Consider the following 12,773-nt stretch of genomic DNA (forward strand, 5'->3'; position numbering starts at 1 on the left):
ATGGACAAAGGCATACTCAAGAACGTTTCGATCAACTTCATCGGGCTGATCCTGCCGACCTTCGTGTCGCTGGTGACGGTGCCCGCCTATATCCACGCGCTGGGTGTCGAACGCTACGGCGTTGTCAGCCTCGTGTGGACGCTGATCGGCTATTTCGGGATCCTCGATCTCGGGATGAGCATGGCCGCGCAGAACCACATCTCGAAGGCGCTCGCGAGCGGCAACGCCGACGAAAGCGCGCGCGTGTTCTGGAGCGCGTTCTGGCTGAACCTCGGCACCGGCATCGTGGGCGGGCTGCTGATCTATTTCGGCGCGTTCATCTACACCGCGTACTTCACGAAGGTGTCGGCGGCGATGCAGCACGAGGTGTATCTCGCGCTGCCGTGGCTCGCGCTCGCGATTCCGCTGGCGAACGTGTCGTGGGTATTCGCCGGCGCGATCAACGGCGCCGAACGCTTCGGCGTGTTCAACACGAACCAGACGATCGGCACGTTCCTGTTCCAGCTGCTGCCGCTCGGCGCCGCGTGGTGGATCGCGCCGAACCTGCAGACGGTGCTCGCCGCGGCGGTCGTCGCGCGCCTGGTCGCGGCGGTGATGCTCGGCCACGCCAGCATCAAGGTGCTCGGGATCCGGCGTATCGACCCGCCGCAGTGGGGCACCGCGAAGGGGCTGTTCAACTTCGGCGGCTGGATGCTGATCGCGAGCACGACAAGCATGATCGCCGACACGCTCGACCGCGTGATGCTCGGCGCCGGGATGGGCGCGAAGTTCGTCACTTACTACACGGTGCCGCAGAACCTCGTCACGCGCCTGAACATGCTGCCGAACGCACTCGTGCGCACGCTGTTTCCGCGCCTGTCGGCGGTCGGCCGCGACCATGCGGACACGCTCGCGCGCCAGTCGCTCGAATTCCTGAACGGCGTGTTCACGCCGGTCGGCATCGTCGCGATCTTCGCGCTCGCGCCGTTCCTCACGTTGTGGGTGGGCGCGGATCTCGCCGCGCATTCGGCGCCGGTCGGCCGCGTGCTGGTGATCAGCGTGTGGCTCGTCGGCCAGGCGAGCGTCACGCGGATCCTGATCCAGTCGCAGGTCAACCCGGCCCGCGCGGCGTTCGCCGGGCTCGTCGAGATGCCGTTCTTCGTCGGCGGCCTGTGGTTCGGCATTCATCACTTCGGGCTGATCGGCGCGGCGGTGGTCGTCGCGGCGCGCGCGCTCGTCGACTACGGCGTGCTGCTGTACCTGTCTGCGATCCGCATGCGCGCGATCGTGCTCGACATGCTCGCGCACCTGGCCTTCCTGCTCGCGAGCCTGTTTCTGGCGCAGGCGTGGCCGGGGCTCGTCGAGTCGATCGGCATGTGCGCGGTGGTGGTGCTGTTGAATGTTGCGTGGTCGCTCACGATGACGCCTGGGCTGCGTGCACTCGTGCGCGATCTGTTTGTCCGTCTCAATGCGAGGAAAACTGCATGAATCGCGATCTGGCGGAACACGCCGTATTGAATCTCGCCACGGCCGATGCCGCTGTGGCCGAAGCCGGCGATGCCGCCGCACTGCGCCGGGCGCTGCCGGCCGAACGGGCCAGCGCGCGCCATCCGGCGCGCACGCTGCGCGTGGCGATCGTCCACGACTGGCTCGTCACCTATGCAGGTGCCGAGCGCGTGCTCGAACAGATCGTCGCGTGCTTTCCGGACGCCGACCTGTTCAGCCTCGTCGACTTCCTCGACGATCGCGCGTTCGTGCGCGGCAAGCCGGTGACGACGTCCTTCATCCAGAAGCTGCCGTTCGCGCGCACCAAGTACCGCAGCTACCTGCCGCTGATGCCGCTCGCGATCGAGCAGCTCGACGTGTCGGAATACGACCTCGTGATCTCGAGCAGCCACGCGGTCGCGAAGGGCGTGCTGACGGGGCCGGACCAGGTGCACATCAGCTACGTGCATTCGCCGATCCGCTACGCGTGGGACCTGCAGCACCAGTACCTGGAACAGTCGAACCTCACGCATGGGCCGAAATCGCTGCTCGCGCGGATGATCCTGCATTACATCCGCAACTGGGACACGCGCACCGCGAACGCGGTGGACGGCTTTGTCGCGAACTCCGCGTTCATCGCGCGGCGTATCAAGAAGGTCTACCACCGCGACGCGGCGGTGATCTTCCCGCCGGTCGACGTCGACGCGTTTTCGCTGAACGCGGAGAAGGAGGATTTCTACCTGACCGCGTCGCGGATGGTGCCGTACAAGAAGATCGACCTGATCGTCGACGCGTTCTCGCGTACGCCCGAACGCAAGCTCGTCGTAATCGGCGACGGCCCCGAGATGCAGAAGATCCGTGCGAAGGCCGGCCCGAACGTCGAGATCATGGGCTACCAGCCGTTCGCGGTGCTGCACGACCGGATGCGCCGTGCGAAGGCGTTCGTGTTCGCGGCGGAGGAGGATTTCGGGATCTCGGTGGTCGAGGCGCAGGCGTGCGGCACGCCGGTGATCGCGTACGGCAAGGGCGGCGCACTCGAAACCGTGCTCGACCCGCAATCGAACCTGAATCCGACCGGGCTCTTTTTCGACGAACAGACGCCGCACGCGATCGTCGCGGCCGTCGACGATTTCGAGCGCGCGCCGCAGCGCTTCACGCCGGACGCCTGCCGCGCGAACGCGGAGCGGTTTTCCGCCGATACGTTCCGGCGGCGCTTTCTCGACTATGTGGAAGCCGCGCTGCCCGGCTCGACGGCGCAGCGCGGCACGGCGATCGCACCGATGCCGGCCGCGCGTGGCCCGGCCACGCTCGTGCTCGACCAGAGCGGCGTGCTCGGCGGCGCCGAGCTGTCGCTGCTCGAGATCATGAAACACATGCGCGCGAACGCCGACGTGCTGCTGTTCGACGACGGTCCGTTCCGCGCGGCGCTCGAGGAGATCGGCGCGCGCGTCGACGTGGTCGACCAGGGTGCGCTCGCGGGCGTGCGCAAGCAGGGCGGCGTGTCGCTCGGCGCGGTGAAGCAGCTCGTGCGGCTGGTGCGCGATGTCGCGCGCCGCGCACGCCGGGCCGAAGTGATCTACGCGAACACGCAGCGCGCGATGGTGGTCGCCGCGCTGGCCGGGCGGCTCGCGCGCAAGCCGGTGGTCTGGCACCTGCGCGACATCGTCAGCACCGACCATTTCGGCAGCAAGCAGTTGCTGGCGATCAAGTATTGCTCGCGGCTCGGCGTCACGCGCGTGATCGCGAACTCCGACGCGTCCGCGCAGGCGTTCCGCGCGCTGACGGGCTTCACGCCGCAGCACGTCGACGTCGTGTTCAACGGCATTTCGGCCGAGCCGTTCGATGCGCTGGAAGGCGTCAGCCAGGCCGCGCTGCGCGCGCGGCTGGGGTTGCCCGAGCACGCATGGCTCGTCGGTTCGTTCAGCCGCCTTGCGCACTGGAAGGGGCAGCACGTGCTGCTGGAGGCCGCTGCGCGGCATCCCGACATGCACGTGGTGCTGGTCGGCGCGCCGCTGTTCGGCGAGGACGAATACGCCGCGCAGTTGCACGAATACGTCGCGCGGCACGGGATGGACGGGCGCGTGCATTTCCTCGGGTTCCAGCGCGACGTGGCCGCGTGCATGACGGCGGTCGACGTGGTCGCGCACACGTCGATCACGCCCGAGCCGTTCGGGCGGGTGATCGTCGAGGGGATGCTCGCGCGCCGGCCGGTCGTCGCGGCACGCGCGGGCGGTGTCGTCGAAATCATCGAGGATGGCGACAACGGGCTGCTCTGTGCGCCGGGCGATGCGACCGCGCTGGCCGATGCGCTGGAAACGCTGAAGCGCGACGGCGCGCTGCGCGAGCGGCTGGTCGCAAGCGGGCGTGCGACGGCGGTGCGCCGGTTCGGTAGCGAAACCTACGTGGAGCGGGTCGAGAAGATCCTCGCGGACACGGCGAAGGCTGCGAAAGCGAAGAAGCGGTAGCCGGCGCGAGCCGCCTGGAAACGAGCCCTCACGCGGCGGCGCGCCGCGTGAGGGCTTTGTTTTTCGGCTCGGAGGCTTGGCCGGGGGAGTGGCGGGCAGGTTGTTGAGCGCCGTGCGGCGTGCGTGCTTGACCGGTCGTCGATTGGGAGCGTGCGGCGGGCGGTGCGAGAAGGTGGTGCGAGAAGGTGGTGCGAGAAGGTGGTGCGAGAAGGTGGTGCGAGAAGGTGGTGCGAGAAGCTGACGCCCAGGCAGTCCGCGTGGTGAAAGCCGGTCGGAGACGGCCCATGCGGGCCGTAGCGCGGCCGGACACCGGAGGGCTACCCATCCGCGTCACCCCGGCGTGCCGGCGCGCTCAGGCCATGAAAAAGCCCCCGCGCAGCAGGACGCCACGCGGGGGCTCGGGAGCGCGGGTCGGCCGCGTCAGACGGCCCGTTCGGGCGCCGGCGCGACGACGCGGGCGGGGCGGGCCGGCTTGAAGCTGGCCGACCACGTCATCGCCGGGCGTTCGAACATCCGGTAGAACAGGTACGCGACCGGGATCGCGGCGGCCATGAACGCGAACGACGGCCAGATCGACAACTGCAGCTCGGAATGGAACAGCACCGAGCCGAGGCAGACGAACAGCGGCAGGTGGATCAGGTACAGCGAGTAGCTGAAGTCGCCGAACCAGCTCAGCACGCGCAGCGGCGGCGTCGGGCGCGGCGGGCGGGCGAGCGCACGGTACAGGAAGCACGCGAACCCGGCCGACCAAAGCTGGAACGCGCCGTACTGGCCGAAATGGAACGCGGCGCAGCCGGCCGCCAGCAGCACCGCGGCCGCGCCGTACCACACGCGCGACGGCACGGTGGCCGCGCCGCGCGCCTGCCCTGCACGCACGTCGGCGATCCACGCGCCGATCGTCCAGGACAGCCAGTACGACGAGAAGAACTGCAGGTCGTGCCGTTCGAGCAGCCACGCCGACGCGACGTTGACGAGCGCGACCGCGGCCACGACCGCCGGCATGCCGATGCGCCGGCGTACCGCGAACAGCAGCGGGTAGATCGCGTAGAACTGCACTTCGAGCGACAGCGTCCACAGCGCGCCGTTCGACCCGTACGTGTAGCCGGCGACGCCCTGCAGCGAGAACAGGTTCACGAGGAACGCGACGAGGCCGACGTCGCGGATCTTGTGGCTGACGGGCTCGATCTGCAGGCTGACCGAGTCGAGTGCGAGCGTGAACAGCAGCGCGGCGAGCAGCACCGGGTAGATGCGCGCGAACCGGCGCACCCAGAAGTTCGGCGCGTCGAGCCGGTACGCGGGATCGGCCGCGAGCTTGAGCGCCGCGTTGCGGTGGATGCAGTAGCCGCTGATCACGAAGAAGATCGGTACGCCGGCGGAGCCCCACGCGAACGGGAAGGTCAGGTAGCCGGCGATCGCGCTCGGGGTGAGCGCATGACCGTAAGCATGATGGAAGCTCTGCATGCCGACCCAGACGACCTGGCGGCAGTGGAAATAGGCGACGAGCAGCGCCGCGAAGCCGCGCATCGCGTCGATCACGTGTTCCTTGTGATCGGCGACGGGCGGCGCGGTCAGAGACGATCCGCTGAAAGCTTGCATGCGATTCGATTCCTTGCGACGGATGGACGGGAAGTTTCATCCAATCGTAATGCGCAAGAATTCGATCAATGAATAAAAAAATCTTACCGGGAAATATCGGAATTCCACATCATGGTTTTATCGCGTTCCGAAAGCGGTTCCGCGAGGCAGGTCAATTATTTACCGATTTTTTTCTGATAGTTTGAAGCTCCAGTTGATTGATGCAAGGAGCGGCAAGATGGACATGCATTGGATCGCGAGCGCGGCAGTACTGCTGGTCATGGCCGTGCTGTCGGCGTACCGCGAGGCGCTGAAGAACGAACCGATTCGCCCGGGTCTCGAACGGGGCGGCGTGCCCTATATCGAGGAATTCGAATCGTAAGAATTTGTATCCGGAAAATCGGTAATTTGTTTCTGCCTCGGCACTCGATCCGGCAATATCGACCGAATGGAAGGGATTATATTTTTTTCGGAATAATTGAGCAATCGTCCATATCGATAATGAGCGGAGTCGAATTGGCAGTACCGTCGATTCTCGATATGCCGTTCGGAACACAATCGCGCCGGGTCGCTGGTCGACGCGGCGCAGTCAACGCAATCAGGATGCGAACATGTTGAAAGTCACCAAGGCCGTGTTCCCCGTTGCCGGACTCGGCACGCGGTTCCTCCCGGCAACGAAGGCGAGCCCGAAGGAGATGTTGCCCGTCGTCGACAAGCCGCTGATTCAGTACGCGGTCGAGGAAGCGATCAACGCCGGTATCACCGAGATGATCTTCGTCACCGGGCGCAGCAAGCGCGCGATCGAGGATCACTTCGACAAGTCGTACGAGATCGAGGCCGAACTCGAGGCGCGCGGCAAGGAAAAGCTGCTGGAACTCGTGCGCGGCATCAAGCCGAGCAACGTCAACTGCTTCTACGTGCGCCAGCCGGAAGCGCTCGGCCTCGGCCATGCGGTGCTGTGCGCGGAGAAGCTCGTGCACGGCGAGCCGTTCGCGGTGATCCTCGCCGACGACCTGTTGCACGGCGAACAGCCGGTGCTCAAGCAGCTCGTCGACGTGTTCGACCACTATCACAGCTCGGTGATCGGCGTCGAGACGATCGCGCGTGAGGACAGCCGCTCGTACGGCGTCGTCGAAGGCCGCGAATGGGAAGAGGACGTCATCAAGCTGTCGGGCATCATCGAGAAGCCGGCGCCCGAGGATGCGCCGTCGAATCTCGGCGTGGTCGGCCGCTACGTGTTCATGCCGACGATCTTCGATCATCTGCGCAAGCTCAAGCCGGGCGCCGGCGGCGAGCTGCAGCTGACCGATGCGGTCCAGTCGCTGCTCGCGAATGAGCAGGTGCTCGCGTATCGCTACTTCGGCACGCGCTTCGATTGCGGCAGCAAGATCGGCTATCTCAAGGCAACCGTCGAGCTCGCGCTCCAGCATCCGGAAGTGGCCCGCGAGTTCGAGGCATACCTGCGTACCTGCTTGCCCGCGCTGGCTGCTGTCGCCTAAGCAGCTGCGCGCTCCGTTGTTTCAGGTGGTGGTTGTTCCGTTGGCCCCGGCCGCTCGCGCGCCGGGGCTTTTTTGCGTGTGCAGGTGCGTGGATGCGCGATCGTGGTGCGCGCTGGCGGCATGTGTGCCGTGGCGGGTTTGCTTCGAGCGCGGTGCCGCGTGCGGCGCTGGGCGCGCTGGCGAGAAAGGGCGTCACGCCTGAAACCGGTGCCGCAGCCGGCGGCAGGATGAGCGGACCGGCGGCGCGGTTGCGTGATGCGTATGGACGGTCGTGACCGAACCGGTTCTGCCGGCGCCGGTCGATGGCGCGACGCGACGCCCCGTTCGCCGAGCGTCAGCTTCCCGAAGTGGTCTGAATCGCGGTTTCCCCGTTCGATCGCTGCCGCGTCCGTGCGGCGTTCAACGTGCCGACGTGCTCTGCCGCGCGACGAAATACCGGGCCAGCATCGCGGCGACCGGCTTCTTGAAGTCGAGCAGCCGCTTTTCGAGATAGCGCCAGGACAGGTGCGCGAGCAGCACGGCGAGCGCGAATTGCAGCATCTCGGGTAGCGTTTCGCGGACGATTGCCGGTATGGCCACGTGCGCGACGTGCGCGGGCAGCACGCCGAAGCGTGCCGGAATCAGGTTGTGGAACAGGTAGAAGCCGTAGCTGATCGTGCCGAGATAGACGAGCGGCGCCCAGTCGAGCAGCGCCACGACGGGATGCTCGGGTTCGCTGACGATCCACAGCAGCAGTGCGCCGAGCGACGCGGACAGGCCGAGATCCACGAGCCCCGCGATCGCGTCGGGCAACGCCGTGCACGCGGGCAGCACGAGGAAGAACACGACACCTGCCGCGCCGAGCCAGCCGGGCGGAACGCGGCGCACGGCGGCCGTGCCGCGATCGGCGAGCGCCATCGCGCCGACGCCGCCGAGTGCGATCAGCGCGAAATTCCACGGCGAAAATGCATAGATCAGCACCGGCGACGCGTCGGACAGGGAGAGCGCGAGATGCGCGAGCGCACACAGCACGACGGCTGCGATGCCGAGCGCGACATGTCGCGCGGCGGGCACCGCGAGCAGCGCGAGCGGTGCGATCAGATAGAACTGCTGTTCAACTGCGAGGCTCCAGAAGTGCGACGTGGAGCCCGGCCAGCCGTCCTTGACGACGCCGATCCAGTAATTCGACAGGAACACCGCGTGCCACGCGAGCCCGAGATTGACGTCGCGCTGGTAGAACAGTGCATGCGCGATCGCGAGCGCGGCGAGCAGCAGGTAATACACGGGAAAGATCCGCAGTGCGCGCTTCGCGAGGAACAGCGCGAGCGCATGGCGGCGCGTCATGGTGCCGCGCTCGACCGCCTGGCGGTTGCGATGCAGCTCGCCGACGATCAGGAATCCGCTGATGAGGAAAAACGTCCACACGCCAAGCTTGCCGACGTCGACGGCAAGGACGTGGCCCTTGTGGGACAGGAAAACGAGAATGACGGCGAGGGCTCGCAGGCCGTCGAGTCCTTTGACGTATCTGGCTTCGCGCATGGAGGCATCCGGGCATTGAGCGAGCCCAGTATAGGTGCGCAAATATCGAACGTAATTCGCATTCGGGTGCCTACGTAAAGGCGTTTTTTGATGCTGGAGCGTCGTTGAAATCGGTCACACGCAAAAAAACCTGCGGGAAACCCCGCGAAAACGCATAAAAGTACTGCACGAAGCGTCAAGGCGCTTGTAGAATCCGGCGTTGAAGCGCGCGCGTTGCACGCTTCGTGTATCCAACGACCACACCTGGTAGGAGAAACATGGCGACTTCCGCAAAAAAGGTGGCCAAGAAGGCTGCCGCACCCGCCACCAAGAAAGTGGCTGCCAAAAAGGCTGCGCCCGCGAAGAAAGTAGTGGCCAAGAAGGTTGTCGCGAAGGCGGCACCGGCCGCTCCGACGCCGCTGAAGGACAAGTTCACGAAGGCATCGCTCGCAACGCACATCGCTGAGCGCGCAGCTGTCGAAGTGAAGGCGGTCAAGGCAGTGCTCGTCGCACTCGAGAACGTCGTGCTCGGCTCGGTCCACAAGAAGGGCGCGGGCGAGTTCACGCTGCCGGGCCTGCTGAAGATCACGGCACAAGTCGTGCCGGCGAAGAAGAAGCGCTTCGGCAAGGATCCGTTCACGGGCGAAGAGCGCTGGTTCCCGGCGAAGCCGGCCAGCGTGCGCGTGAAGGCACGTGCGCTGAAGAAGCTGAAGGACGCGGCAGCGTAATGCCGCGCTGCGGCTGCCGAATGCATGTCGGCAGCCGCAGCGATGTCCGACGATCCCCGTACGCGAAAGCGTACGGGGATTTTTATTGCGCTGCGCAAATCGCGCGGCAGCGAAGCATCGCAATGGCGGAAGGTCCGGTTCGATGCGTGACGCGCCATGGATGACGTGCCGCGCACGCGCGATGTCGCACGGCAATCCTCACCCACCTCGCGATCGATCCGCCGCGGCGCGTCGCGCTCGCTGCGCGTCGCGCTCGCTGCGCCTGTTGCGTGCGCATGGCGGGACATACGCATCGTGACTGAATGCATTCCCGACGAAATCGCAGCCCAGGTCGCTGCCGCGTGCGCCACGATCGAGCGGCATCTCGGTGCGACGCTGAAGGCGATCCACCTGTTCGGATCGGCGCTCGACGGCGGACTGAAACCGCGCAGCGACGTCGACCTGCTGGTGACGGTGTCGGCCCGGGCCGACGAGCCGACGCGGCGCGCGTTGATGCGCGACCTGCTCGCCGTGTCGGCGCCGCCCGGTCGCGCCGGCGACATGCGTGCACTGGAAGTGACCGTCGTTGCGCACGATGAAGTCGTGCCATGGCGTCATCCTGCGCGGCGCGAACTGCAGTTCGGCGAGTGGCTGCGTCGCGACCTCGAAGCCGGTATCGTCGAACCGGCGCTCGTCGATCACGATCTGGCGATCCTGTTGACGAAGGTGCGACAGCACAGTGTCGTGCTGGTTGGCCCGCCGGCAGCCGCGCTTTTCGAGCAAGTGCCCGCACGGGATTTTGTCGCTGCGCTATTGGCGACGGTTGCGCAGTGGAATGCCGAACCGAACTGGCGCGGCGACGAGTGCAACGTGGTGCTCGCACTCGCGCGCATCTGGTACAGCGCCGCGACCGGCAGGATCGCACCCAAGGACGTCGCCGCGACATGGGTGCTGGAGCGCCTGCCGGATACATACCGGCCGGTTGTCGCGGCGGCGCGCGCCGCCTATCTCGGCGCCGAGGAAGACGCTGCGATCCTGTCGGGCGAACCGCTCGCTGCATTCATCGGCTACGCGCGGCGAACGGTCGAATCGATGCTGTCGGCGTAGCGGCAGATGCCGCGCACGTGATCGGCTGGCGGGCGGCACCGATGATCGGCATCGGCATCGGCATCGGCATCGGCATCGGCATCGGCATCGGCATCGGCGCGGCATCGGCGCGGCAGCCGCACGCGCATGCGGCCGAGCCGGATGCCTGTCGGCGACCCGGCGCGTCATCGGGCACAACGCTGTGCGGCGTGCTGCTTCGTCAGCCCGCCGTACCGGCGTAGGCGGCCTTCAGCGCGGCGTCGTCGAGCTTGATCATCTGCATCATCGCGGCGGCCACGCGCGTGGCCTTGACCGTGTCGCGGTCGGCCACCATCGGGATCAGCGTTTCCGGGACGATCTGCCACGAGACGCCGTAGCGGTCTCTCAGCCAGCCGCAGGCGTCGGCCGTGCCGCCGTTGTCGAGCAGGGCGTTCCAGTAGCGGTCGAGTTCCGCCTGGTCGGCGCAACTGACCAGCAGCGAGATCGCGTGGTTGAACGTCTCGGTGCGCGCGTGGCTCATCGCGAAGAACGGCTGCCCGAACAGCTCGAACTCGACCATCCGCGTACCTTCGGTGCCGGGCACCGCGGTGACGCGCACGATGCGCGAATCCGGAAAGATGCCCGCATAGAAGGCGGCGGCTTCTTCGGCTTCCGCCGCGTACCAGAGGAAAGGCGTGATCTTCTGAATCGTCATGGCGTATCTCCTGTCTGTATTGGCCGGGGCGCACATTGCGTGCCGACCTCGATACGACGGATGAAGGCCGCCGAAATCGACACGGCGGGGCGAACGGCCGTCGCACCGGATCCACGGCACCGGCAGTGCGGATGGTAGTCGTCCGGCGCGCACACGGCGAGAGAGCCTGGCATCCGGAAACCGCGTTTCCGGCGCATTGCAGCCTCCAGGTGCCGCTGCCGGCCGGCTGGCGCGCATCGGTGCCCGGGCATCGGCCGTCGCCCGGTGCGGCCGTGCAGGCCCGTTGGCGACGGACGAAAAAAAAGCCAGCCACGGCCGAAACCGATGACTGGCTTTCCAGTTCGGCGGCAAGGCGTCGGAGACGCCATGCACGCCGGGTACGTCGTTTTTAGAACTTGTGGCGCAGGCCGAGAGCGACGATTTCCTGCGAGCTCTTGCCGGCGATGCCGTACGAGCCGACCGATGCTTGAGCATCGCTGCCATCGGCGTTCTTGCCGCTTGCGTGCTGATATGCGCCAACCAGATAGACGTCGGTACGCTTCGACAGCGAGTAGTCGGCGCCGAGCGAAACCTGATGGTACTTGGCGTCGGTCTGGCCGCTACCCTTCGTGTAGATGTAGCCGAGGCCGAGCAGCAGCGGTGCCGATGCCTGGTACGTGACGAATGCGCGACCCGTGTTGTACTTCTGGTTCGTGCCGAATGCCGAGTTCGCGTCCGCCTTGTACTGCGCGTTGCTGTAGCCGAGGCCGAACGTCACCGGGCCAAATGCATACTGGCCAGCGACTTGAGCGATACCGATCGACGACGACGACGTGTATGCGTTGTTGATGAACGCGCCCGAACCGTCGAAGATCGCGTCCGACGTGCCGGCCCAGCCGGTGCGCACGCCTGCGGCGCTCAGCGGAGCCGAGTTGTTTGCGTGGAAGTAGCCGGCAGCCAGGCCGAGCGGGCCGTTGTTGTAGGCTGCAGCTGCGGCCCACGTCTGACCCTTGCCGGTTGAGCCGGCGACACCGCCGAGTGCGTACATGGCTTCGACCTGGAGGCCTGCCCAGACCGGCGACGTGTACTTGATCGCGTTGCTGACGCGCAGGCTGTTGTCGTTGTTGTCGACGTCGCCCGGCGTGGCAAACACGCTGCCGAAGTAATTGTCAGCCGTGACTGCCTGAACCAGGTCGACGAGCGGGTCGTACTGGCGACCCAGCGTCAGCGTACCGTACTGGTCGCTTTGCAGGCCGACGAAAGCCTGGCGGCCGAACATGCGGCCACCCTGGCCCAGTGCGCCCGATGCCGAGTTGAAGCCGTTTTCCAACTGGAAGATCGCCTTCAGGCCACCACCGAGGTCTTCCGAACCCTTCAGGCCGAAGCGGCTGCCTTGCAGGTTGCCGCTACCCATCGACCACGAATTGTTACCTTGACCGTCGTTACCGTGAACATAGGTGATCGACGTATCGATCACGCCGTACAGCGTCACGCTCGACTGAGCCTGAGCAGCGCCGGCGGCGCCCAGCAGGGCGAGCGAGAGGGTCGAGAGAGCAAGTTTCTTCATCGTTGAATATCTCCACGCAAGTGATTCATCGTTATTTGTTGCGGATTGGAGAATAGCTCAGTGCCATACGCGCAAGAAAGCTTAAAAAATAAAGTGTCTCGAAAAGGTAACAGCGCAAAAAAGTCTATATATATCAAGCACATCATCAACTGTTCCTGTTTTTGAAATAGTTGACAATTGCTGCGGTGCGATTGTTTCAGTAGTTGGTGCGCATTGCAGCAGACAGCCTGTTTCGGCCCG

The 12,773-nt window shown here is 65.9% G+C and carries 11 protein-coding genes; 7 read left to right on the plus strand and 4 right to left on the minus strand.

The window, feature by feature from the left end:
• Both B7G54_RS25105 and B7G54_RS25110 read left to right on the plus strand, forming a co-directional pair.
• Window positions 1-1,467 (plus strand): oligosaccharide flippase family protein, encoded by a 1,467-nt coding sequence (locus tag B7G54_RS25105; protein WP_085041517.1) that lies wholly within the window; start codon window positions 1-3, stop codon window positions 1,465-1,467.
• The gene (locus B7G54_RS25110; RefSeq protein ID WP_085041518.1) at window positions 1,464-3,929 is read left to right on the plus strand and encodes a glycosyltransferase family 4 protein; all 2,466 of its coding nucleotides are present in this window, start codon (window positions 1,464-1,466) and stop codon (window positions 3,927-3,929) included. The genes B7G54_RS25105 and B7G54_RS25110 overlap by 4 nt, the downstream gene beginning before the upstream one ends.
• 420 nt (window positions 3,930-4,349) lie before the next feature.
• Here the strand turns inward: B7G54_RS25110 and B7G54_RS25115 are convergent, their stop codons facing one another.
• Window positions 4,350-5,525, minus strand: coding sequence for an acyltransferase family protein (locus B7G54_RS25115; RefSeq protein WP_085041519.1), 1,176 nt, complete (start codon window positions 5,523-5,525; stop codon window positions 4,350-4,352).
• A gap of 217 nt (window positions 5,526-5,742) precedes the next feature.
• On the opposite strand from B7G54_RS25115, the gene B7G54_RS39160 reads away from it, so the two are divergent.
• Window positions 5,743-5,886: a hypothetical protein gene (locus B7G54_RS39160; RefSeq protein WP_006479318.1), complete on the plus strand. Its 144-nt coding sequence runs from the start codon at window positions 5,743-5,745 to the stop codon at window positions 5,884-5,886.
• 229 nt (window positions 5,887-6,115) lie between these two features.
• Complete coding sequence (gene galU, locus B7G54_RS25120) at window positions 6,116-7,003, plus strand: UTP--glucose-1-phosphate uridylyltransferase GalU (RefSeq protein ID WP_085041520.1); 888 nt, start codon at window positions 6,116-6,118, stop codon at window positions 7,001-7,003.
• Window positions 7,004-7,402: 399 nt separating this feature from the next.
• Here galU and B7G54_RS25125 read toward each other — a convergent pair whose 3' ends face one another.
• On the minus strand, window positions 7,403-8,521 hold the full coding sequence (locus tag B7G54_RS25125) for an acyltransferase family protein (protein ID WP_085041521.1): 1,119 nt from the start codon (window positions 8,519-8,521) through the stop codon (window positions 7,403-7,405).
• A 257-nt stretch (window positions 8,522-8,778) separates the two neighbouring features.
• On the opposite strand from B7G54_RS25125, the gene B7G54_RS25135 reads away from it, so the two are divergent.
• The 3 genes from B7G54_RS25135 to B7G54_RS39165 all read left to right on the plus strand — a co-directional run bounded on the left by B7G54_RS25135 (window position 8,779) and on the right by B7G54_RS39165 (window position 10,535).
• A complete protein-coding gene (locus B7G54_RS25135) occupies window positions 8,779-9,228 on the plus strand; it encodes an HU family DNA-binding protein (protein WP_011355701.1) in 450 nt (149 codons plus the stop codon).
• 294 nt (window positions 9,229-9,522) lie between these two features.
• Window positions 9,523-10,314: an AadA family aminoglycoside 3''-O-nucleotidyltransferase gene (locus tag B7G54_RS25140; RefSeq protein ID WP_085041580.1), complete on the plus strand. Its 792-nt coding sequence runs from the start codon at window positions 9,523-9,525 to the stop codon at window positions 10,312-10,314.
• Between the two features lie 41 nt (window positions 10,315-10,355).
• Window positions 10,356-10,535 (plus strand): hypothetical protein, encoded by a 180-nt coding sequence (locus B7G54_RS39165; protein WP_165765615.1) that lies wholly within the window; start codon window positions 10,356-10,358, stop codon window positions 10,533-10,535.
• Here B7G54_RS39165 and B7G54_RS25150 read toward each other — a convergent pair.
• Both B7G54_RS25150 and B7G54_RS25155 read right to left on the minus strand, forming a co-directional pair.
• The gene (locus B7G54_RS25150) at window positions 10,514-10,987 is read right to left on the minus strand and encodes a VOC family protein (protein ID WP_085041523.1); all 474 of its coding nucleotides are present in this window, start codon (window positions 10,985-10,987) and stop codon (window positions 10,514-10,516) included. The genes B7G54_RS39165 and B7G54_RS25150 overlap by 22 nt on opposite strands.
• 388 nt (window positions 10,988-11,375) lie before the next feature.
• Complete coding sequence (locus B7G54_RS25155; protein WP_085041524.1) at window positions 11,376-12,533, minus strand: porin; 1,158 nt, start codon at window positions 12,531-12,533, stop codon at window positions 11,376-11,378.
• Between the last annotated feature and the right edge of the window lie 240 nt (window positions 12,534-12,773).

Source organism: Burkholderia puraquae, from assembly GCF_002099195.1.
Taxonomy (GTDB): Bacteria; Pseudomonadota; Gammaproteobacteria; order Burkholderiales; family Burkholderiaceae; genus Burkholderia; species Burkholderia puraquae.

Coding starts and splice junctions, on each gene's coding strand:
- B7G54_RS39160 (WP_006479318.1), top strand. CDS start 5,743: ATGGACATGCATTGGATCGCGAGCGCGGCAGTACTGCTGGTCATGGCC.
- B7G54_RS25110 (WP_085041518.1), top strand. CDS start 1,464: ATGAATCGCGATCTGGCGGAACACGCCGTATTGAATCTCGCCACGGCC.
- B7G54_RS25150 (WP_085041523.1), bottom strand. CDS start 10,987: ATGACGATTCAGAAGATCACGCCTTTCCTCTGGTACGCGGCGGAAGCC.
- B7G54_RS25115 (WP_085041519.1), bottom strand. CDS start 5,525: ATGCAAGCTTTCAGCGGATCGTCTCTGACCGCGCCGCCCGTCGCCGAT.
- B7G54_RS25155 (WP_085041524.1), bottom strand. CDS start 12,533: ATGAAGAAACTTGCTCTCTCGACCCTCTCGCTCGCCCTGCTGGGCGCC.
- galU (WP_085041520.1), top strand. CDS start 6,116: ATGTTGAAAGTCACCAAGGCCGTGTTCCCCGTTGCCGGACTCGGCACG.
- B7G54_RS39165 (WP_165765615.1), top strand. CDS start 10,356: ATGATCGGCATCGGCATCGGCATCGGCATCGGCATCGGCATCGGCATC.
- B7G54_RS25105 (WP_085041517.1), top strand. CDS start 1: ATGGACAAAGGCATACTCAAGAACGTTTCGATCAACTTCATCGGGCTG.
- B7G54_RS25135 (WP_011355701.1), top strand. CDS start 8,779: ATGGCGACTTCCGCAAAAAAGGTGGCCAAGAAGGCTGCCGCACCCGCC.
- B7G54_RS25125 (WP_085041521.1), bottom strand. CDS start 8,521: ATGCGCGAAGCCAGATACGTCAAAGGACTCGACGGCCTGCGAGCCCTC.